Origin of the sequence: Leucobacter shiyiweii (assembly GCF_052446065.1) — a bacterium.
Lineage (GTDB): Bacteria > Actinomycetota > Actinomycetes > Actinomycetales > Microbacteriaceae > Leucobacter.
The window spans coordinates 124,430-144,115 of the sequence record NZ_CM127080.1; the positions used below are offsets into that span (position 1 = coordinate 124,430).

The following is a 19,686-nucleotide window of genomic DNA, read 5'->3' on the forward strand; positions in this document are numbered from 1 at the left end:
AGTATGCCGTGCGCGTCAGTCCACTCCCATGATCGCCTTGAACCCGCTCGGTATAATCGGGGTGTGTCCCCAGTTCCCCGCAGCGCCCGCATCACGCGGCGACGATTCACGATGAGAGCCGCGACGCTGCTCCTCGCCGCAATCGTCACCGTCGTGGGCCTGTGGGGCGTCTCCCACGCCGATGACATTGGCCTGTCCACGCCGGCAGCCGCCTCGAGCACGGTCGTGGCATCCTCAGTTGATGCTGCAGTGGGAGAGCTTGTTGATACGGCAGGGGACGCCGCTGCCAGTGAGAGCATGCTGATCGGTGTCGTCATCTGCCTGCTCGGGATCCTCTGCGGCCTTGCCTTGGCGATCCTTATCGTCTTTACGCTCCGCTGCAGGCAAATGCGGTTCCAACGCCAGCGCCCCCAGATCGCTCCGATCGCCGCAACTGCAGCGTTCAATCATCGCGGCAGGCATCGCTTCGGCCTGCACGACCTCAGCCTCCTGCGCATTTAAGCGCCCCTCACGCTGCCCCCTGAGGCAGGAACGGGCCGGCACGTCAGCCATGCCCGCGACCCCGCGTTGAGAAATAAGGAGAACCAGGAACTTGAGGACGTCCAAACCGACGTACCTGCTGCTGACCGCACTCGTAGCGACCGCCGCAATCAGCATTGGGCTGATCGGCTGCACAGCCGCCGCGCCGATGTCGGAACAGTACCAGCAGGGCAGTGAACGAAGCGGCACTTCTGATGGCCGCATCGTCGAGATTCCGATCGACGCGCGTGGCGCCGCCGTGAGCTTCAGCGGCACCACCGAATACGGCGACCCGGTTTCCAGCGACAACTACGCCGGAGAGGTGTACGTCGTGAACTTCTGGTACGCCGCCTGCGGCCCCTGCATCATCGAGGCCCCCATGCTCGAGGAGGTCTGGCTGAACTACCAGGACGAGGGCGTCGGGTTCCTCGGCGTGAACATCTACGACCAGCCCGCAACCGCCGTCGCATTCGCAGAAGAGAACGGCATCACCTACCCGAGCATCATCGATGTGAACGACGGCCGCGTCAAGCAGGCCTTCGCCGGCGTCACCCCGATCCAAGCCACTCCCACCACGCTCGTCCTCGACCGCGAGGGGCGCGTCGCGGCCCGCATCATCGGGCAACTCGAGTCCGCCTCCATCCTCGACACGCTCGTCGCCGACGCACTCGCGGAGACGCCATGAACCCGAGCGATCTCGTTTTCGACGGCGCACTCTGGGCGGGGGTGCTCATCGCCGCACTCGCCGGCTTCGTCTCCTTCGCATCCCCCTGCGTGCTTCCGCTCGTACCCGGTTACTTCGGCTACCTTGGCTCCGCCGTCGCCCCCGTCGAGCCGAGCTTTGCACCTGCCCGCGGCACCACCGCACAGCGCCGCCGCCTGCTCCTGGGTGTTCTCCTGTTCATCGCCGGATTCTCCATCGTGTTCGTCACTGTCACCGTGCTCGGAGGTGTCTTCGGCCAGGTCTTCCTCGCCTATGCCGACATCGCCACCCGTATCCTCGGCGTCGTCGTGATCGTCATGGGGCTCGCCTTCGTCGGGGTCTTCCGCAAGATGCAGCGCACTGTCCGACCCCGCTTCCGCTCACGCCTGGGCCTCGCCGGGGCGCCACTGCTCGGTCTCGCCCTCGGCATCGGCTGGACACCGTGCATCGGGCCCACCCTCGCCGCGATCATCTCCGTGTCGTGGAACCTCGGCGACCCCGTCCGTGCGGGGCTGCTCGGCGTCGCCTACTCGCTAGGCCTCGGCATCCCGTTCCTGCTGCTCGCTCTTGGGCTCGGTTGGGCGACCCGCTCGATGTCGTTCCTACGGCAACACATCCGCACCGTTAATATCGCCGGCGGCGTCGTACTTGTCCTGCTCGGCCTGCTCATGGTCAGCGGGCTCTGGACGCGCCTCATGTCCTCCCTGCAGGGGGTGATGGCGAATGTCCAGCTTCCGCTCTGACAACGACACCCTCCCCGCACGTCCAAACGATCACGTCGATTCCGCCGAACGCAGCGGCGGCGGCGAGGTCGGCCTCGGTTGGCAGGGCTGGCTCCGATGGGGGTGGCGGCAGCTCACGAGCATGCGCACCGCGCTCATCCTGCTCCTGCTCATGGCGATCGCCGCGATCCCCGGCTCGCTCTTCCCACAGCGCCAAGCCGACCCCAACGGCGTCGTGAAGTACTTCGACGACAACCCCGAGCTCGCCCCCACCATCGACAAACTGCAGCTGTTCGACGTCTACAGCTCGGCCTGGTTCTCGGCCATCTACCTGCTGCTGTTCGTCTCCCTCATCGGCTGCATCATCCCGCGGATCAAGCATCATGCGAAAGCGCTCCGCGCGCCGGCGCCGAAGACCCCGGCCCGGCTGCAGCGCATGGTCGGCTATTCCTCCAACGATCTGCAACTCGTCGATGATCGCACCTCCGAAGCCGACGTCGCCCAGGCCATCGCGATCGCCGAGAGCGAGCTGCGACGCCGCGGATACCGCACCGCCCGCTACGACAGCGCGACTTCCTGGTCGGTATCCGCCGAACGCGGTTACCTGCGCGAAACCGGCAACCTCGTCTTCCACTCGGCACTCGTCGGGATCCTCGTGACCGTGCTGCTGAGCACCGGCCTCAACTACACCGGCGATCGCGTCATCGTCCAAGGCACCACCTTCGTGAACAGCGAGAGCGCCTACTCCTCGTTCTCGCCAGGACGGTACTTCGACCGAAGCTCACTCACCCCCTACGCACTGAGCCTCGACAGCTTCGACGTCGAGTACGTCGACCCTGGGAAGCCCGGTGCGGGGCAGGCAGGCAACTTCGCTGCCCACCTCTCCATCCGAGAGGCCGGGGACGACGACACCCGTGCCGAGACCGTGCGGGTGAACGCACCGATCGAGGTGAACGGCGACCGCATCTACCTCCTCGGTAACGGCTACGCGCCGATGATCACGATCCGCAACGCCGCCGGAGACGTCGTCTACCAGGAACCCCAGCCCTTCCTCCCGCAGGATTCCGCGATGACCTCGCTCGGCGTGATCAAAGTCCCCGACGGTCTGCCTGAGCAGGTCGGGCTCATCGGCTTCCTGTACCCGACGCAGAGCACCTTGGACACCGGCGCCTACTACTCGGTGTTCCCCGACCTCTACAACCCGATGATGACGTTCAACGTGTTCACAGGAGACCTCGGCATTGACGACGGCACTCCGCGCTCGGTGTACCAGCTCGACACCCAATCGATGACCCAGATCACCGGCGGCGACACCGGTATCGACTCGATCGAGCTCACCCCCGGCGACACCGCCGACCTCCCGAACGGGATGGGAACTATCACCTTCGAGGATCTCACCGTCACCGAGGGCGCCGAAGAGTCGATCAAGCGCTTCGTCTCGCTGCAGATCCAGCGCGACACCGGCGCCACCTGGGTGCTTGTCTTCTCCATCCTCGCCACGGTCGGCCTCATCACCGGCCTCCTCGTGCCGCGCCGTCGGCTCTGGGTGAAAGCCACCCTCACCCGACCAGTCGTCGGCGGCCGCAAGGTCAAGATCGAGTACGCCGGCCTCGCCCGCGGTGAGGATCCAGGCCTCGAGCGCGCCGTCGAACAGTTCCGCACCAGCCACCTCTCGGCCATCGCCGAGCAACTACCGTCACCGCTTTTCAAGAAGGGAACCCCATGAACCGGCCCCCGCACACCGTGCAGAAACCGAACAAGAAGCTGAGCACCTCGCAGAAGGCGGCACTCATCGCCATTCCCGCCGTGCTGCTCATCGCGCTCATCCTGATCCTCATCTCGGTGCTCAACCGGCCCGAAGTCCAGGCGCCCGGCGAGGCGTCGAACAGCGGCGGAACGGGCGGCGGAACCCCCACGCAGAGCGAAGTGCCGCTCGTGCAGGAGAACTCGCACGTCCTCGACGACGCCGGCGAGGGTGCACCCGTGCTCGTCGAGTTCCTCGACTTCGAATGCGAGGCCTGCGGCGCCGTCTACCCGGTGATCGAGGAGATCCGCAAACAGTACGACGGGCAGATCACCTATGTCGCCCGCTACTTCATCACCAACCACACGAACTCCATGAACGCCGCCATCGCTGTCGAGGCCGCGTCGCAGCAGGGCAAGTTCGAGGAGATGTACCAGAAGCTCTTCGAGTCGCAGTCCGAATGGGCGGAGCAGCAAGACTCGCAGGCCGACAAGATCCGCGGCTACGCCGAGGAGCTCGGACTCGACATGGACGCCTTCGATGCGGCCGTCGCCGACCCTGCAACCCAAGCGAGGGTCGAAGAAGACCACAACGCCGGCATGTCGCTCGGCGTGCGCGGCACCCCGACGTTCTTCCTGAACGGTGAGCTGCTGCAACCCCAGACCGTCACCGACATCACCGACGCCCTCGACGCGGCGATCGCGGAGAGCAAGGAGTAGCCATGGATCTGCAACTGCAGGCCGCGCTCGACGAGTTCTCCGTGCTCGCCGTCTGGTCAGCGATCACGATCTACGTCCTCGCGTTCCTCGCCTTCGCCTACGACCTCTCGCAGCGCGCCTCGGCCGCACCCATCAAACAGCGGGAGGCCGCGCTCGTCGGCGCGGCCGGAGGCCCCGCAGCCTCCCCGCAGAACGGGGGAGGGGAGGGGAGCCTCCGCGTGCCCGGTGCCGAACGGTCACGACGCTACTTCGCGCGCCTCGGCATCGCGTTCACCGCCCTCGGCTTCGCGCTCCATCTCGCCGCCACAGTCACGCGCGGGATCGCGGCCGAACGGGTGCCGTGGGCGAATATGTACGAGTTCGCCCTCATCGGCACCCTGCTGATCGTCGCCGTCTACCTCGCCGCCCTGCGCTGGTACGACCTCCGGTTCCTCGGCGTCTTCATCGTCGGCATGGTGGTGTTCTTCCTCGGTGGATCGACGATCTCCTTCTACGTCGAAGTGACCCCGCTGATGGATCCGCTCAAGAGCATCTGGCTCATCATCCACGTCTTCGTCGCCTCGCTCGCCACCGCGCTGCTCGCGATCGCGGCGGGCCTATCGACGATGCAGCTGCTACAGGCACGCCGCGAGCGCATCAAGGCCACCGGGGGCGAAGAGGTCGCCCCGGATCGCGGCTACCTGCGCACGCTCCCGAAGGCCGAGGTACTCGAGACGCTCGCCTACCGCTTCGCGATCCTCGGCTTCATCTTCTGGACGTTCACGCTCATCGCCGGAGCGATCTGGGCGAACGAATCCTGGGGCCGCTATTGGGGCTTCGACGTCAAGGAGGTGTGGACGTTCGTGATCTGGGTGATCTACGCCGGATACATCCACGCCCGCGCCACCCGCGGCTGGCGCGGCACGAAGTCGGCGTGGCTCTCGCTCATCGGCTTCGCCACGGTGATCTTCAACTTCACCATCGTCAACCTCTACTTCCAGGGCCTGCACGCCTACTCCGGCGTCAGCTGAGCCGCCCCCGACCACACCCGCGATTCGAGCACCAGGAAGGAGGCCGCTGTGACGAACACGGACACGCTCCCGCTGCGCGACGACCCCGACGAACCCCGCACGGCAATAGGGCGCGGTGCGCGTAAGCAGCGCGCCACCGCCACGGTGCGTCGCCTGCCGTGGGGCGCGGCGATCCCGATCGCCGCCCTCTCGGGCCTGCTGCTCGACGCCGCGTTCCCGAGCCTCGGCTGGTGGCCGCTCGCCTTCCTCAGCATCGCCGGCGGGCTCTGGACGCTCATGGGCCGCAGCATCGGGGGAGCGTTTCTCGTGGGTCTCGCCTACGGCGCCGCGTTCTACTTCACGCACCTCATGTGGGTCGTGCAGTTCCTCGGCCCAATCCCGTGGGCCGCGCTCGCCGGGGTCGAATCGCTGCTCTTCGCGCTCGGCGCGATCCCGATCGCCCTCGCCTACCGCTGGGGCGCTCTCCTCGAACGCCGCGCCACCCGCCGATTCCTACTCCCGGTGCTCATCGCGGTGCTGTGGGCCGCACGCGAGCTCCTCCTCGGAACCTGGCCCTACAGCGGGTTCCCGTGGGGCAGAATCGGCATGTCCCAGGCTGGTGGCCCCTTCGCCGAAGCCGTCTCCTGGGTCGGCGTCGCCGGCCTCACCCTGCTCATCGTCTGGCTCTGTGCGTGCGTCGTCGACTGGGCCGCCCGGCCCGCGCCCTGGAGACACGCCGAGTTGCTGCCCGCAGCGGTGATCCTCGCCCTGTTGCTCGTGCCGGCGTTCCCCACAACCGAAGCGGGCAGCCTCCGCGTGGGCTGGGTGCAGGGCGACGGGCCCGCCGGCTACTTCGACACGCGCAGCTCCGGCGATGTGCTCGCCGCCCAAGTACAAGCGAGCGACGCACTCCTCGGCGAACCGATGGATCTGCTCGTGTGGCCCGAGGGCGGCGTCGATTCCGATCCGCTGAACACCCCGGCCACCGCTCGCACTCTCGACGAGCTCGTCGCAAGCGCCGAGGCCCCGCTCCTCATGAATGCGGCCACCGCGCGAGGCGAGGACACCTACAACACGTCGATGCTCTGGGAGGTCGGCAGCGCCGAGCAGATGCATGACAAGGTGAACCCGGTGCCCTTCGGCGAATATGTGCCCGACCGGTGGTTCTACGAACGCATCGTCCCCGACCTGGTCGGCCTCATCCAACGCGAATACACGCCGGGTACGAACCCGCCGCTCGTCTCCGTCGACGGCATCCAAGTCGGGCTCGCGATCTGCTTCGATGTCATCTACGACTCGGTGATCTGGGACGGGGCGCGGGGCGGTGCGCAGTTCTACGCCTTCCAGACAAACAACGCCGACTTCCGGGGCACTGACGAGAACCTGCAGCAGCTCGAGTTCGCGCGTATGCGCGCCATCGAGACCGGACGTGCCGTCGTGAACGTATCGACCGTGGGCACCAGCCAGATCATCGCCCCCGACGGCACCATCATCGACGGCGCACCCGCCGATTCTCCGGCGGCCGCCGTCACCGCCGTACCACTGCGCACCGGGCTCACCCCGGCCGTGCTCGTCGGCCCGACCCTCACCCTCATCATCCCCATCGCCGCGCTCGGCGGGCTCCTCGCACTGGGCCTGCTCGAGCGACGGAGCCGCACGACCTCCCTCCCGCCCGCGCCTGCCTCCGCAAAGGGCGGCGCAGCAGCCGAACTCCCGCCGAAAGCATCATGACCTACGAACTCCCGCACGACCCGCCCGCCGATGAGCGCACCGGCCCGTCGGCGCAGCCCCGAAGCCGCCGTCCCTCCCGCCGACTGCTGTTCGTCTACAGCTGCGCCATCGCCGCCCTCACGATCGCTGTCGACGTGATCAGCAAACAACTCGCCTTGCACTTCCTCGACACGGAGAACCGCATCCCCGTGCTCGGCGACCTCTTCGGGCTGCAGCTCGCCTTCAACACCGGGGCCGCGTTCTCGATCGGTGCCCAGCTCACCCCCTTCATCACGCTGCTCGGCATCGTCGCCTCCGTGCTCCTTATCCGGGCCGCCCTCCGCACGAAGTACCGCATCTACGCCGCCTCGATCGGGCTGATCCTTGGCGGTGCCCTCGGCAACCTCGCCGATCGCATCTTCGCCCCGCCAGGATTCGGCAGCGGTGCGGTCACCGATTTCCTCGCCTACGGTCACCTGTTCATCGGCAACCTCGCCGACGTCGCGATCGGGGCCGGCGTCGTGCTCTATGCCCTCGGTGCTTGGCGCCTCCACGCAGCCTCCCGCGCTCGAGATACCGACGATTCGGTCGAGAGCGCCGAGGCCGAACTGCCGACCAGTAGTCCCGTAACCACCCGAGCAGAAACGACGGACTCATGAGTCAGAAACAGCAGCCCCCGTCCTACCAGCGCAACGCGCTGCTCCCGGGATTCATCGCACTCGCCCTACTCATCGTCGCGGTCGCCTTCATCGGCACCGACTGGTTCACCGTCTTCCGCTTCATCATCGCTATCCTCGCGCTCATCGTCGCCTGGTTCGCGGTGCAAGCCCGCCACTGGTGGTGGGTGCCAGTCTTCGTCGCGATCGCCGTGCTCTGGAACCCCGTCTATCCGTTCAACTTCAGCGGCATCTTCTGGATCCTCGCCCAGCCCATCGCCGGCAGCGTCTTCCTGATCGCCGGAGCACTCATCAAACGGCCTCGCGACTAGAGACCCAGGATCCGACCGTTCACACTCCGCAGACAGGAGGAGCAGACAGATGAATATCACCTCAAGCGTTCGGAGACGCCGGCTCGTCGGCGCTCTCGCGGCCGCCCTGGTCGGCCTCGCCCTCTTCCTCTCGGGAGGGGCGACGCCCGCCCACGGGGTCGAGCTGCCCACCTGGGACGACGTGCAGGCCGCGAAGCGGAACGAGGCGGCCGCCGCCGCGAAAGTCACGGAGATCGAAGGACTGCTCGAGCAGAGCCTGGCGGAGCTCGAGCTGCTCCGGGTCGCGACCGAACAAGCGAACGCGAGCTGGCAGGACGCCGAGACCGCAGCAGCCGACGCCGCGCTCCGCGCTGAGACGCTCCAAGCGAAGGCCGACAAGAGCCGTGAGGAAGCCAACGTCGCCGCAGACCAAGCGGGGGTCGTCGTCGGCCAGATGTATCGCTCCGGCGGTATCGACCGCAGTGCCGACATGTTCTTCGAGGCCGACGCAGCGACCACCGACGCCCTGCTGAACCGCCTCGCGATGATGGAGCAAGCCACCCGGCGCAACACCACCATCGCCGCGAGTGCTGAGCTCGCCCGCAACACGGCTTCCTCGCTGGGCGAGCAAGCCGACGCCGCGAGCACGGAGCGCGATCAGTTGCGAGCCGATGCCGAACAGCTGGCCCAGACCGCCGCTGAGAACCTCGACGCACAGCGCACTACGTTCCTCGCGCAAGAAGCGCAGCAGCGTGAGCTCGAGGCGCAGCTCGCCGCTCTGAAAGACGCGACCACCGACACGGTCGCCGGTTACGAGGAACGCCTCCGCGCCGAAGAGGAGGAGCGCAGAAAGCAACAGAGCGGCGGAGGTGGCGGCGGTGGGGGTGGCGGCGGTACCCCCGGCGGTGCCGGCTGGTACCAGCCGGTGCCGATCTCCTGGATCTCCACCTACTTCCGGCAACCACCGAGTCACACCGGGCTCGATCTCCCAGCCGGCTGCGGCACCCCCATCGTCGCGCCCTCCTCCGGCACCGTCGCCGTCGCCGGTTGGGTCGACAACTTCGGCGGATACATGACCTACCTCAACCAGGACAACGGCTATCAGACCCGTTTCGCGCATCAGATCGGCACACCGCCGGTGGTCTCCGGCCAATGGGTGCCCGCCGGAGCTGTCATCGGCTACGTCGGCAACACCGGGATGAGCTTCGGCTGCCATGTCCACTACGAAGTGCTCTCCGGCGGCAACTTCATCGATCCGACCCCGTTCATCTAGCACGATGTCACCTCTAGACACCGCATCCGCTCAAGACCCGCCTCTGGCACGCCGACGCCCCATGCCGTGCCGCGCGCAGAGGCCGCAACCGGTGACGCCGCACTCGTGCCGGAGCCCACGACTCATCTACATGCAGGAAAGGGGACAAACATGAAGGCCGTTGGATATACCCACCCAGGCCCCCTCGACGAAGACGGGGCTCTCCGCGACGTCGAGCTGCCGATACCCGAAGCCGAGGAACACGATCTGCTGGTGCAGGTGCACGCTGTCTCCGTGAACCCGGTGGACTGTGCGATTCGCGCCACCGAGCAACCCCGCGCCGGGCAGCCTCGCGTTCTCGGCTACGACGCCGTTGGCACAATCGTCGGACTCGGCGCGTCCGTCGAGGACGAACCGCTGCTTGAACACTTCGCCGTTGGCGACCGCGTCTTCTACGCGGGAGCGATCGACCGGCCGGGCAGCAACGCCGAATACCAGATCGTCGATGCCCACCTCGCTGCTCACGCTCCGGCCTCGCTGAGCGACACGCACGCGGCGGCGCTGCCGCTGACAGCGCTCACCGCGTGGGAGCTGCTCTTTGACCGGCTCGAGGTGACGCGGCCCGTCCCGGGAGCCGCATCCGCAGTCGTCATCATCGGCGGGGGCGGGGGAGTCGGGTCGATGGCCATTCAGCTGCTGCGCGCCCTCACCAACGTCACCGTGATCGCCACCGCCAGCCGCCCAGTCACGAAGGCGTGGTGTGCGAACCTTGGCGCCCACCACGTCCTCGACCACCGCCGGCCGCTCACCCCACAGGTGGCCGAGCTCGGCCTCGGGGCGCCCGGCTTCGTGCTCTCCACCGCGGGATCCGAGGAGAGACAGGGCGACATCCTCGAACTGCTCGCCCCGCAGGGGCGCTTCGGGTACACCGATCACCCCGAGCTCGACGTGCAGCCGTTCCAGTCGAAGTGCATCTCACTGCACCCCGAAGACGTGTTCATGCGCTCTCGCTTGCAGACCCTCGACCTGGCCGAGCAGGGCGAGATCCTCCGACAGGTCGGCGAGCTCGTCGACGCCGGGAAGCTCCGCAGCACGCTGACCAGCACGCTCGGCGAGATCGACGCCGCGACCGTCGCCGAAGCCCATCGCCTCATCGAGAGCGGCACGGCGGTCGGGAAGATCACACTCGAAGGCTTCAGCTCCCTGCCGTAGCAGCGAGGCCGCCCAGCTGCGGGCGGCTCAGGAAAGGATGACCGGCATGATGCTTGCCGCCCTCACACTCCGTGTCGACTCCGGCATGCTGCGCACCCCTTGAGCGGCATGACGACACACACCGCCACCTCCGGGCAGGGCCCAGTCCACGGAGGACATGAGCGACCCCAGGAGCCGCCCCAATCGCAACCGGGCTGGTCGTTCCTGCGATCGCGCCGCTGGCTCGGGTACTACGTCCTCCTCGTCATCTTCTGCATCGTCTGCGTCTGGCTCGCTGACTGGCAGTTCGACCGGCGAGCCGATGCCCGAGCGGAGATCGCGCGCATTGAGCAGAACTACGACGCCGCAGCTATCCCGCTCGATGACGCTGTGCCCGACCCTGCTGGCTTCGACGAAGACGCACTGAAATGGCAGACCGCCACCGTGCGCGGCGAGTACCTCGGCAACCCCTTCCTCGCCCGCAACCGACCCGGCCCCGAAGGGGTCGGCTCACATCTCCTCCAAGCTCTGCGCACCGATCAGGGGTTGATGTTCATCGTCGACCGCGGCTGGGTGCCGGTCAATGGCAACGAGGCGAATGCGGGCGACGCCTGGCTCGACAGCATTCCTGCAGCCCCAACCGGGCCGGTCGAGGTCGACGTGCGACTTCGGGCGAGTGAACCGCAGATCGCCGGGCGCCTCGCTCAGGGCAGCACGGTCGCCAGTATCAACTTGCCCGAGATCGCCCGGATCGGCGGTTTCGATGAGGCCTACACCGGGGCGTACGGCATGCTCATCGGGGAAACCCCCAAGGCCGAAACCGGGGTGCTCCCCGAGCCACCGGAGCGCGATGAAGGCCCGCACCTCTCTTACGCGCTGCAATGGTATGTGTTCATCCTCATCGCCGCCTTCGGCGTCGTCTACGCCGCCCGGCAGGAGCATCGCGGTCTGAATGCGGGCAGCGAAGCCGTGCTGCGGCAGCAGCGACGAGCCGCAGCGCGCAAGGCCCGGCGCGGCACGACCGACGCCGAAGAGGAAGACGCCTTCCTCGAGCAGTAGCGGTCGCCACCGGCCGCATGCGCCGGAGCGTCTTCCCGACCCGGGCCATCGAAAGGAGCAGGCGTGGAGATCGCCCTCTGGATCACGCAGCTGCTCATCATGTCCGCCCTGATCGCCGTCATCGGTGTCGCCGGCGCACCCCCGCGCGACAGCCGCGAGGATCCGACCGTTCGCGAGGAGCTCGACGACTTCGTCTACCGCTCGCGTCGGCTCGGCTCACGGCTCAAGCGCCGATGGCAGCAGCGCGGCAGGCGGAAGAAACGCCCTCCGCGTCGCTGATCTGTCGTCTTGCCGGGTCTTGCCTACACTGGACGATGCGGCTACACTAGTGAGTGCAAACCGGAGCATTCCAGCCCAGCGCTCGATAGCTCCGGCGGCCCCCGGTCTCTTGCTTCGGCTACCGGGGGTTGCTTTTTTCCACGGGCACGACCCGCAGCAGCGGCGCCAGCGGCACGGCATAGCCCGCGTCGCTCCCACGCTCAAGGTGGCTCTGCGCGAACGCCACGATGTCGGGCACCCACAGCAGCGGCTCCACTGACGGTGAGGTGAAGGTCACCTGCATCTGGCCGATCACCTGCGCCTGTCGCATCGTCTTGATCGTCCGCAGATCACGGGCCCGCTGTCCTTGGTGGCGTCGCTCCTCGGCCACGACGAGCGACGGCCGAGGCGTCAGCTGCCCCTCGTGCAGGTTCCCCAGCAGTGCCGTCAAGCATGCCTCGCGAGCGAGTTCATCGCCGCCAGGAGCATCTTCGATCGGCGACTGCACCGCCAACAGGAACGCTTCGTCCTCCTCGGCTGCGGCGAGGTAGCGGCAGAGCTCGTGGATCGTCTCCGCATCGCCCGCCGCGTGTGCCTCGCTCGTATGCCAGTAGCTTCCGCCGATGATCGACCCGAGATCGTCACGCACCGGCTGATGGAGTCGAACCGGCGACACATACGCGGTCGCGATGTAGAACGTGCGTGCACCGTGTGCGACCTCGGGGACGACGTAGCTCTCATCGACGAACGCCACATGCGCATCCGGTCGGAGACGACGGTAGGACTCGGAGAGCAGCCGACGCCGAGTCTCATCCGTGTGCGAAGCTGCCATTCCGCCATTCTCTCAAACCTCAGCCGGGCGGCGGGCGATGTCACCGCGCCGCGGCGTGCCGGTCAGCGTCGAACTCACTCATCCCCAGATCACCATCATGCGGTAGAGCATGACGGCGACGGCGAAGTTCACGACGACCAGCACGAGGTTCGCCGTGCGGCGACGGTCGACGAGCGCCCAGAACGCCGCACCGAACGGGATGAGTAGCGCGACGATGAGATACATCCAGAACTCGAGCGGATCCCCTACGGCGGGATTGCCTGTGACAGGCTGCGCGATGCCGACGACTACCTGCGCGATGAGCAGCACCCCGACAAGCAGGGTCGCGCCGAGGGTGTAGTCGTTGGGCCCGCGCTTGCGGAAATACTCAAGGATGCAGACGAGCGCCGCGAGCAGGGCGACGACGATCTGGGCAATGCCGAACCAGACGATCATGGGGCGAGAGCGGGGTCGACAGTCACGGCTCAAGGGCATATTGGCGATGCTGCGCATTGCCCCCGGAGGAGCCGGCCGGCCCGCCGAGCGACGAGAGTCGACCGATCAGAGCTTCCAGCGGCCCTTGCCCGACCAGCAGACTCCACACCACGGAGAGCGCTATCGTGGTGAGCGTCATCGGGAGAAACGGGTCGAGATCGCGGAACGCATGCTCATGCGCGGAGCCGAGCAGGATCGTCGAGGCGATGGCCCAGCCTACGATCTGCAGCACATAGGCCGTCAATGGCATCGACCCCACCGCCCGGAGCGGGAAGGTGAGCCACGGCAGCCGTCCGGCAGAGCACAGCAGCAGGCACACGCCGATCACCGCGATCGCGAAGCCGCCGCTCCCGATCGCCTCGAGCACGCCGCTCGAGTGCGGATCCGCCGTCCACCAGGCAGCAAGGAACGGTCGATCAGCCGACTCCTCCGACGACTCCGCGCCGGGGGAGAGACTGTATCCGGCTACCGCCAGCAACGTGCCGAGGCCGAGTGCCGCCCACTGCACCCGCTGCGACCACATCCCCGCGCGCGCCAGACCGAGGCCCGCGAGGGTGAACGCGACCCACAGCGGAAACGGATAGTTCCATCCGATGTAGTGCCCGGTGAGCCAGCCTTCGTAGCTCTCCCACCACGGCGAGGCATTCGCCCATACCACCACGGGCGATGCCACGAGCACGACGATCGCGGCGGCGAGGAACAGCCGCGAGGCGCGCTGCGCGAGCAGGGGGAGTGCCAGGACGAAGATGACGGCATAAGTCGGCAAGATGATCGCCGCCGGCACGTCGAGGCTGATGAGCAGCACGCCGAGAAGCCAGATCACCAGCGCCCGGATTACCACCTTGAGCCTCGCCCGGCCGAGCTTGGCACCGCTCGGGGGCGTCGGGCCGCCTGTGGAGAGGCCGAGCGAGACGCCGGCGAGCGTGGCGAAGAGGATCGAGGAGCGACCGTTCACGATCGCCCCCCACGTCGACGGTTCCGTCCACGATAGCGAGCCGAGCCAGAGCAGATGCGCCGCCAGCATGCCCAGCACCGCGAGCCCGCGAGCGAGGTCGACCCCCGCGATCCGGGAGGGGTTGTTCAATCGGTGCCAGTTCCGCGTGACGCGGCGGCGCAGTGGAGCCGCGACCGTGCTCGTCATGCTCCGCCGTCGATCCCGCGCCGCTGGCTCATGGGTGCTTGACGCCCACCGGCTCGTCGTCGCTGATGTGCGCTGTCTCGATCTGGAAGGTCGAGTGGTTGACAGACACCTCGAAGTGCTCCGCTACGCACGCCTTAACCGCATGGAGCATTTCGGCCGCATGCCCGTCGGTGAAGCATTCGTCCTCGACGACGACATGCGCGGTGATTGTCGGCAGACCGGTCGCGACCGTCGAAGCGTGCAGGTCGTGCACATCCTTGACGTGCTCGAGCTCGAGGATGTGCGCACGCACCTCGTCGAGATTGAGGCCCTTGGGGGTGAACTCCATGAGTACGCTCGTCGTCTCGCGCATCAGCTTGAAGGCGCGGGGCACGATGAGCGCGGCGATGAAGAGGCCGGCGAGTGCGTCGGCGCGCTGGAAGCCCGTGGTGGCGATCACGATGGCGGCGACGATCACGCCCAGGGAGCCGAGCGCGTCGTTGAGTACCTCGAGGAATGCGGCGCGCATATTGAAGTTTGCGCCTCGGCTCGAGGAGAGAATGAGGATGGCGGTGATGTTCGCCGCGAGGCCGACGATACCGAAGACCAGCAGCTCAGTTGCGGGCACCTCCGGCGGTTCGAATAGGCGCCGGATGCCTTCGATGGCGGTGTAGAAGCCGACCACGAGCAGTAGCGTCGCCTGCCCGAGCGCGGCGATCACCTCGATCCGGCGGAATCCCCAGGTGCGCGTCGACGTCGCCGGCCGCAGCATCAGTGTCGCCGCGATCAGTGCGACCAGTAGCCCCGAGGCGTCGGTGATGGCATGCGCGGTGTCGGTGAGCAGTGCGAGGCTTCCGGTGATGACGGAACCCACGGCCTGTGCGACGACGATCGTTGCGGTGATGCCGAAAGCGATCCAGAGCTTGCGGCGGTAGTCACCGGGTTGTCCCGCCGCACCCGCGCCCGGTCCGTGATCATGTCCTGCGCCCATTCGGGATCTCCGTTCTCGTTTGATGCACCTCACTATACAGATAACATCGTCAAGTAGCGATGTTATTTTGCGAAACCGGACGATCGGTGTGGCCAGCCTGTAGTGGTTCCCGATCCGGAGATATCATCGTGATATGACGATGCGAGCTGAACGATCCTATGAGCTGCCGACGATTGCCGAAGCCGAGGCGCTGACCTCTGCGGCAGCCCTGTTCCACAGCCTCGGTGATCCCTCCCGGCTGGTGATCCTGCAGCATCTGCAGCTCGGCGAACACCGCGTGGTCGACCTGGTGGGGCACCTCGGGCTCTCCCAGAGCACCGTCTCCAAGCACCTCGCCTGTTTGAAGGACACGGGCATGGTCGTCTCGCGAGCCGAGGGGCGGGCCTCGATGTACTCCCTGACGCATCCCGATGCCGTCGTTGCGATCCTCGCAGCGGCCGAGAAGATGCTGGCGCTCACTGGGGACGCCGTCCGCTTGTGCCCCATGCATCATGACGGCAACACCGCTCACTGGTCGGCCGACGCGCTCACTGCGGCGGCCCTTCGGTAGGATCCGGATCGGTGGCAGGCGACGACTGCTCGGGCGTCTGTCGCTTCGGCGGGAGGCCTGCTTTCGCCCGCTCCTCGTCCTCGATCTGCTTATAGACCCGGCGCTCCGTGCGATCAGCCCGCGAGATCGCACGAACCACGAACCAGAAGAAGGCCCCGATGAGCACCGATGGGGTGAGTGACCAGATGGCGTTCGCCCACCAGCTTTCCATGCGCAGAGGCTACTGTTGCATGCTGTGAGAACGATGCATTAACTCGACTAGATGTAGAGTAAAAATCATCGACGAGGAGGTACCAAATGGCCGGGGTGCGCAAACGCGAATGGGGCGGGCTCGAAGACGAGGTCATGCAACGACTCCACGAACAGGAACACGCCGTGAGCGCGCGCGAACTGCAAGCCATGTTCAGCGAACCCGTGCCGGCCTACACGACGCTCATGACTACGCTCACCCGTTTGGAGGGGAAAGGCCGTGTCGAACGGGTCGGCGACTCACCGCGCAAGATCAGTTTCCGCCCGCTGCGCTCGAGCGAAGAAGAGGCGAGCGAGACGATGACCTCCGCCCTCGAGCAGGCTGCCGACCGGCGGGCCGCCCTGCTCGCCTTCGCCGGCAACCTCGCCGACGACGACCTCGCCGCACTCATGGACGCCTTCGGTGAGGCGAAGCCCGAAGCGTAGCCGACCGTGCTGCTCCTGACCCTCATCCTCCTGGGCACGGCTCTCGCGCTCGCCGTGCTCTGCCCGCGCGTACTCACCGCAGGACGCTGGCACCTCTTCCACCCGAGAGCCGCGCTGACGGTCTGGTTCGGGGCGTTTGGGGTGGGCATCGCGACCGCCCTCGCCGGCATCGCCCTCGGCATCGTCGCGGTCGAGTCGCTACGGCACGCCATCCCGCATACCACCAGTGTGACCGTATCAGCGGCGATCTGGGTCGCCGCCGGGATCTCTGGGGCCTTCCTCGTCTTTGTCTTCACCTTCGCCGGCTCGCTGCAGTCCCTGCGCCCGGCCTCCCACTCCCACGCTGTGGCCTATGCGAGAGACGAGCACATCGGCTTTACCCTCGTCCGCTTCCACTCGGAGAAGCCCGAAGCCTATGCTGTCCCCGGTAGGCGTCCCGAGATCTTCGTCTCCTCAGCCATGGAGCAGCTCCTCACCCCGCCGCAGCTGCAGGCCGTGCTTGCCCACGAGTTCGCTCATCTGCGCCACCAGCACGGACTCGCCATCCGCATCGCCCAACTCAACGCGCTGCTGCTGCCGGGTACGCGGGCCAGCCGAGCGCTCGAACGCACCACCCGCCTGCAAATCGAGCTCGCTGCTGACGATGCGGCCGCACGTCAGGTCGGCGCTGCACACCTCGCAAATGCGCTCACTGTCCTCGCGGCCGCAACACACGACGTCGGCATGACCCTCCGTGCCCAGCGCCTCACCCGGAAGCGCTGGCCTGCCGCTCAGCATCGTCGACTCCCGCAGGGCTTGCGCGCCGCTCCCCAGCTGCGCTGACCTTGTCGCTCAGCCCGCTCGCGCAAAGCTTCATACATCTACATCTTGTAGTCTTGTGCGAGGAATCCGCGGAGAGGACAATGGGCGATGGACGTTACTAGGGAGCAGGAGCTCACCATCAGCGGCATGACCTGCGGCCACTGCGCCCAGACGTTGACCACGGCGCTCAGCGCGCTCAGGGGAGTCGAGAACGTCGACGTCGACGTGGCCTCCGGGAGGGTGATCCTCAACGTCGCCCACCCCCTCAGTACCGAGTTCCTCACAGGCATCGTCAGCGAGGCCGGCTTTGAACTCACCGCCATCCGCGAGCGGGCACGATGAGCAGCAGCGCGGCCACGACCACGCCCGCTCAGGCCTCACGGGAGCGTTCGCCACGGCGCACTGCCGTCGCTCTGGCGATCGCGGCATTCGGTCTCCTTGCGATCATTGTTCCCCCGATCGTCGCCACGCTCCGCATCGGGCCGGCCGCCTATGAACAGATCTACCTCACCTTCCCTGGCTTCGACGTTGCCGTGCCGACCGCGCTCGGGCAGGGACTCGGCGATCTCGCCGCCATGCTCACCCTCGGCGCCCTGCTGTACCTCCTGTTCTTCCGTGACGCTCGCGGCAAACAGGCCAAACGGATCGAGCCATGCCTCGAACTCACCCTGCTGCGTATCGCCTCGGTCGCCTGGGCGATGGTGTCGGCCGGCATGGTGGTCTTCGAATCGCTCGACAGCAGCGGCATGCCCCTCGCGCGTCTCACGGAGCCGGGCGCATTCGCCTTCCTCTACGAGACGAGCGCCTTCCCGCGAGCCTGGACGGTGTCGCTGGTCGCCGCCGTCATTACCTCGCTCGTCTGCCAGTTCGTTACCCGGTGGACAGGGCTCCTCATCCCGCTCTGGATGACCTGCTTCGGCATCCTCGCCCCTGTGGTCGTCGGGCAGATCCTCGTCGGCCCGAATCATGACCTCGGCAGCGATGCCGGCACCTACCAGACCCTCGCCACCGGAGCGGTTTTCGGCGTCATCCTCATCGCCGCCATCCGAGCCGGGAGCGGCCGCACCCTCGACCCGGTCATCGTTACCCGCCTCACCACCTTCGTGCTCATCGGGATACCGCTGATCATTGCCACCGACGTCGTCCTGACTTGGTTCAAGCTCGCCGGATCGAGCCTCTTCGAGTCGGAGACGGGGTGGCAGATCCTCGCCCGCTGGACATGCCTGGCACTCCTCATCGCCGCCATGCTCGGCTGGCGTGCCGTCCAGCGCGCGAACCCGGTCAAGCCAGCACTGCTGCCGCCCGCCATCGCGACCCTGGCGATCGCCGGATGGGTTGGGATCACCGCAGCCATGACGAGGGTCCCGCCGCCCCACTACTTCCAGCCCACCAGCATCTCCCAGGTGTTCCTCGGCTTCGAGGTTGCCGAGGCGCCGTCGCTGCTGGTCTGGTTCACGCACTGGCGGCCCAATCTCCTCTTCATCGTGCTCGCGATCGCCGCCGTCGCCGCCTACCTCTGGGCGGTACGCGTGCTGCACACGCGCGGCGACCGATGGCCGATCGGCCGCACAATCTCATGGATCGGCGGCTGGTGCGTCATCGTCTTCGCCACAAGCTCCGGCTTCGGTAAGTACTCGGCCCCCGACTTCGGCACACACATGATCGTGCACATGAGCCTGAACATGCTCGCCCCGATCCTCCTGGTGATGGGCGGCATCATCACCCTGCTACTGCGGGCAACCCGATCCGAGCCCACCCGCCCAGCGGGACTGCACAACTGGATCACCTGGGCGCTGCACTGGAAGGTGCTCCGCCTCGTCTACAACCCGCTGTTCGTGTTCGTGCTCTTCGTTGGCTCCTACTACGGGCTGTACTTCACCGGGATCTTCGAAGAGGGCATGCGGTTCCACTGGGCGCACCAGCTCATGAACGTCCACTTCATCATCGCCGGATATCTCTTCTACGGGCTCGTCATCGGGGTCGACCGACCGCCGCGCCCTCTGCCGCACATCGGCAAGCTCGGCTTCGTGCTCGCCGCGATGCCGTTCCACGCGTTCTTCGGCGTGATCCTGATGATGGCTGATGGTGAGTGGATCGCGGAGAACTTCTACCTCTACTTCGGGCTGCCCTGGACAGACCTCCAAGCCTCTCAGTACCTCGGCGGCGGCGTCGCCTGGGCCGGCGGCGAGCTGCCGCTGCTGCTCGTCATCATCGCGCTCGGCATCCAATGGTCCCGGCAGGACGCCAAAGAAGCCCGCCGCAAGGATCGGCACCTGGACTCTGGCCGCGACGAGGAGTTCGACGACTACAACAAGATGCTCGAAACTCTCGCAAATCGGCGGCAAGCCGCAGGCCCGGGACGGCCCGCACCCCCAAGTGAAGAGGAGGCCACGCCGTGACCCTCGCCCAC

At 67.0% G+C, this 19,686-nt stretch carries 23 protein-coding genes; 18 read left to right on the top strand and 5 right to left on the bottom strand.

The window, feature by feature from the left end:
- Positions 1-63: 63 nt before the first annotated feature.
- From ACTNFJ_RS00605 to ACTNFJ_RS00665, 13 genes are all read left to right on the top strand, one after another.
- On the top strand, positions 64-501 hold the full coding sequence (locus ACTNFJ_RS00605; protein WP_435906739.1) for a hypothetical protein: 438 nt from the start codon (positions 64-66) through the stop codon (positions 499-501).
- 187 nt (positions 502-688) lie between these two features.
- Entirely contained in the window at positions 689-1,204 is a 516-nt protein-coding gene (locus tag ACTNFJ_RS00610; protein ID WP_435906894.1) for a TlpA family protein disulfide reductase, read from the top strand.
- On the top strand, positions 1,201-1,965 hold the full coding sequence (locus ACTNFJ_RS00615; protein WP_435906738.1) for a cytochrome c biogenesis CcdA family protein: 765 nt from the start codon (positions 1,201-1,203) through the stop codon (positions 1,963-1,965). Before ACTNFJ_RS00610 ends, ACTNFJ_RS00615 begins: the two co-directional genes overlap by 4 nt.
- A complete protein-coding gene (gene resB, locus ACTNFJ_RS00620; RefSeq protein ID WP_435906737.1) occupies positions 1,946-3,670 on the top strand; it encodes a cytochrome c biogenesis protein ResB in 1,725 nt (574 codons plus the stop codon). The genes ACTNFJ_RS00615 and resB overlap by 20 nt, the downstream gene beginning before the upstream one ends.
- Positions 3,667-4,407 (top strand): DsbA family protein, encoded by a 741-nt coding sequence (locus tag ACTNFJ_RS00625; RefSeq protein ID WP_433647318.1) that lies wholly within the window; start codon positions 3,667-3,669, stop codon positions 4,405-4,407. Before resB ends, ACTNFJ_RS00625 begins: the two co-directional genes overlap by 4 nt.
- 2 nt (positions 4,408-4,409) lie before the next feature.
- Positions 4,410-5,417 carry a c-type cytochrome biogenesis protein CcsB gene (ccsB, locus tag ACTNFJ_RS00630; RefSeq protein WP_017883915.1) on the top strand — a complete coding sequence of 336 codons (1,008 nt, stop codon included), beginning with the start codon at positions 4,410-4,412 and terminating at the stop codon, positions 5,415-5,417.
- A 48-nt stretch (positions 5,418-5,465) separates the two neighbouring features.
- Positions 5,466-7,127, top strand: coding sequence for an apolipoprotein N-acyltransferase (gene lnt / locus ACTNFJ_RS00635; RefSeq protein ID WP_435906736.1), 1,662 nt, complete (start codon positions 5,466-5,468; stop codon positions 7,125-7,127).
- Entirely contained in the window at positions 7,124-7,765 is a 642-nt protein-coding gene (locus ACTNFJ_RS00640; protein ID WP_017883913.1) for a signal peptidase II, read from the top strand. The genes lnt and ACTNFJ_RS00640 overlap by 4 nt, the downstream gene beginning before the upstream one ends.
- Entirely contained in the window at positions 7,762-8,094 is a 333-nt protein-coding gene (locus ACTNFJ_RS00645; protein ID WP_017883912.1) for a DUF6804 family protein, read from the top strand. Before ACTNFJ_RS00640 ends, ACTNFJ_RS00645 begins: the two co-directional genes overlap by 4 nt.
- 49 nt (positions 8,095-8,143) lie before the next feature.
- On the top strand, positions 8,144-9,346 hold the full coding sequence (locus ACTNFJ_RS00650) for a M23 family metallopeptidase (RefSeq protein ID WP_024356171.1): 1,203 nt from the start codon (positions 8,144-8,146) through the stop codon (positions 9,344-9,346).
- A gap of 150 nt (positions 9,347-9,496) precedes the next feature.
- Complete coding sequence (locus tag ACTNFJ_RS00655; protein WP_024356170.1) at positions 9,497-10,537, top strand: zinc-binding alcohol dehydrogenase family protein; 1,041 nt, start codon at positions 9,497-9,499, stop codon at positions 10,535-10,537.
- 108 nt (positions 10,538-10,645) lie between these two features.
- On the top strand, positions 10,646-11,575 hold the full coding sequence (locus ACTNFJ_RS00660) for an SURF1 family cytochrome oxidase biogenesis protein (protein WP_339974357.1): 930 nt from the start codon (positions 10,646-10,648) through the stop codon (positions 11,573-11,575).
- 63 nt (positions 11,576-11,638) lie between these two features.
- Positions 11,639-11,854: a hypothetical protein gene (locus ACTNFJ_RS00665; protein ID WP_017883907.1), complete on the top strand. Its 216-nt coding sequence runs from the start codon at positions 11,639-11,641 to the stop codon at positions 11,852-11,854.
- 118 nt (positions 11,855-11,972) lie between these two features.
- Here the strand turns inward: ACTNFJ_RS00665 and ACTNFJ_RS00670 are convergent, their stop codons facing one another.
- From ACTNFJ_RS00670 to ACTNFJ_RS00685, 4 genes are all read right to left on the bottom strand, one after another.
- Positions 11,973-12,665 (bottom strand): hypothetical protein, encoded by a 693-nt coding sequence (locus ACTNFJ_RS00670; protein ID WP_433647742.1) that lies wholly within the window; start codon positions 12,663-12,665, stop codon positions 11,973-11,975.
- Positions 12,666-12,743: 78 nt separating this feature from the next.
- Positions 12,744-13,100 carry a hypothetical protein gene (locus ACTNFJ_RS00675; RefSeq protein ID WP_433647744.1) on the bottom strand — a complete coding sequence of 119 codons (357 nt, stop codon included), beginning with the start codon at positions 13,098-13,100 and terminating at the stop codon, positions 12,744-12,746.
- Positions 13,101-13,122: 22 nt separating this feature from the next.
- The gene (locus ACTNFJ_RS00680; protein WP_435906735.1) at positions 13,123-14,223 is read right to left on the bottom strand and encodes a heparan-alpha-glucosaminide N-acetyltransferase domain-containing protein; all 1,101 of its coding nucleotides are present in this window, start codon (positions 14,221-14,223) and stop codon (positions 13,123-13,125) included.
- A gap of 85 nt (positions 14,224-14,308) precedes the next feature.
- A complete protein-coding gene (locus ACTNFJ_RS00685) occupies positions 14,309-15,250 on the bottom strand; it encodes a cation diffusion facilitator family transporter (protein WP_435906734.1) in 942 nt (313 codons plus the stop codon).
- A gap of 133 nt (positions 15,251-15,383) precedes the next feature.
- Here ACTNFJ_RS00685 and ACTNFJ_RS00690 point away from each other — a divergent pair, with 133 nt between their 5' ends.
- Positions 15,384-15,800 (top strand): ArsR/SmtB family transcription factor, encoded by a 417-nt coding sequence (locus tag ACTNFJ_RS00690; RefSeq protein ID WP_435906733.1) that lies wholly within the window; start codon positions 15,384-15,386, stop codon positions 15,798-15,800.
- Here ACTNFJ_RS00690 and ACTNFJ_RS00695 read toward each other — a convergent pair.
- On the bottom strand, positions 15,778-16,011 hold the full coding sequence (locus tag ACTNFJ_RS00695; RefSeq protein ID WP_435906732.1) for a hypothetical protein: 234 nt from the start codon (positions 16,009-16,011) through the stop codon (positions 15,778-15,780). The two genes, ACTNFJ_RS00690 and ACTNFJ_RS00695, sit on opposite strands and share 23 nt — an antisense overlap.
- Before the next feature lie 86 nt (positions 16,012-16,097).
- On the opposite strand from ACTNFJ_RS00695, the gene ACTNFJ_RS00700 reads away from it, so the two are divergent.
- The 4 genes from ACTNFJ_RS00700 to ACTNFJ_RS00715 all read left to right on the top strand — a co-directional run bounded on the left by ACTNFJ_RS00700 (position 16,098) and on the right by ACTNFJ_RS00715 (position 19,675).
- Positions 16,098-16,475, top strand: a complete 378-nt coding sequence (locus ACTNFJ_RS00700) for a BlaI/MecI/CopY family transcriptional regulator (RefSeq protein ID WP_435906731.1) — start codon at positions 16,098-16,100, stop codon at positions 16,473-16,475.
- Positions 16,476-16,481: 6 nt separating this feature from the next.
- Positions 16,482-17,297, top strand: coding sequence for a M56 family metallopeptidase (locus tag ACTNFJ_RS00705; RefSeq protein ID WP_435906730.1), 816 nt, complete (start codon positions 16,482-16,484; stop codon positions 17,295-17,297).
- Positions 17,298-17,384: 87 nt separating this feature from the next.
- A complete protein-coding gene (locus ACTNFJ_RS00710) occupies positions 17,385-17,618 on the top strand; it encodes a heavy-metal-associated domain-containing protein (protein WP_433647750.1) in 234 nt (77 codons plus the stop codon).
- Entirely contained in the window at positions 17,615-19,675 is a 2,061-nt protein-coding gene (locus ACTNFJ_RS00715) for a cytochrome c oxidase assembly protein (protein WP_433647751.1), read from the top strand. Before ACTNFJ_RS00710 ends, ACTNFJ_RS00715 begins: the two co-directional genes overlap by 4 nt.
- Positions 19,676-19,686 lie beyond the last annotated feature (11 nt).

Excerpts from the sequence above, each read along its gene's own strand:
- ACTNFJ_RS00670 (WP_433647742.1), bottom strand. The coding sequence starts at position 12,665 with ATGGCAGCTTCGCACACGGATGAGACTCGGCGTCGGCTGCTCTCCGAG.
- ACTNFJ_RS00655 (WP_024356170.1), top strand. The coding sequence starts at position 9,497 with ATGAAGGCCGTTGGATATACCCACCCAGGCCCCCTCGACGAAGACGGG.
- ACTNFJ_RS00650 (WP_024356171.1), top strand. The coding sequence starts at position 8,144 with ATGAATATCACCTCAAGCGTTCGGAGACGCCGGCTCGTCGGCGCTCTC.
- ACTNFJ_RS00690 (WP_435906733.1), top strand. The coding sequence starts at position 15,384 with ATGACGATGCGAGCTGAACGATCCTATGAGCTGCCGACGATTGCCGAA.
- ACTNFJ_RS00610 (WP_435906894.1), top strand. The coding sequence starts at position 689 with ATGTCGGAACAGTACCAGCAGGGCAGTGAACGAAGCGGCACTTCTGAT.
- ACTNFJ_RS00700 (WP_435906731.1), top strand. The coding sequence starts at position 16,098 with ATGGCCGGGGTGCGCAAACGCGAATGGGGCGGGCTCGAAGACGAGGTC.
- ACTNFJ_RS00640 (WP_017883913.1), top strand. The coding sequence starts at position 7,124 with ATGACCTACGAACTCCCGCACGACCCGCCCGCCGATGAGCGCACCGGC.
- ACTNFJ_RS00695 (WP_435906732.1), bottom strand. The coding sequence starts at position 16,011 with ATGGAAAGCTGGTGGGCGAACGCCATCTGGTCACTCACCCCATCGGTG.
- ACTNFJ_RS00625 (WP_433647318.1), top strand. The coding sequence starts at position 3,667 with ATGAACCGGCCCCCGCACACCGTGCAGAAACCGAACAAGAAGCTGAGC.
- ACTNFJ_RS00685 (WP_435906734.1), bottom strand. The coding sequence starts at position 15,250 with ATGGGCGCAGGACATGATCACGGACCGGGCGCGGGTGCGGCGGGACAA.
- ccsB (WP_017883915.1), top strand. The coding sequence starts at position 4,410 with ATGGATCTGCAACTGCAGGCCGCGCTCGACGAGTTCTCCGTGCTCGCC.
- ACTNFJ_RS00645 (WP_017883912.1), top strand. The coding sequence starts at position 7,762 with ATGAGTCAGAAACAGCAGCCCCCGTCCTACCAGCGCAACGCGCTGCTC.
- ACTNFJ_RS00715 (WP_433647751.1), top strand. The coding sequence starts at position 17,615 with ATGAGCAGCAGCGCGGCCACGACCACGCCCGCTCAGGCCTCACGGGAG.
- ACTNFJ_RS00615 (WP_435906738.1), top strand. The coding sequence starts at position 1,201 with ATGAACCCGAGCGATCTCGTTTTCGACGGCGCACTCTGGGCGGGGGTG.
- ACTNFJ_RS00675 (WP_433647744.1), bottom strand. The coding sequence starts at position 13,100 with ATGATCGTCTGGTTCGGCATTGCCCAGATCGTCGTCGCCCTGCTCGCG.
- ACTNFJ_RS00710 (WP_433647750.1), top strand. The coding sequence starts at position 17,385 with ATGGACGTTACTAGGGAGCAGGAGCTCACCATCAGCGGCATGACCTGC.
- resB (WP_435906737.1), top strand. The coding sequence starts at position 1,946 with ATGTCCAGCTTCCGCTCTGACAACGACACCCTCCCCGCACGTCCAAAC.
- ACTNFJ_RS00660 (WP_339974357.1), top strand. The coding sequence starts at position 10,646 with ATGACGACACACACCGCCACCTCCGGGCAGGGCCCAGTCCACGGAGGA.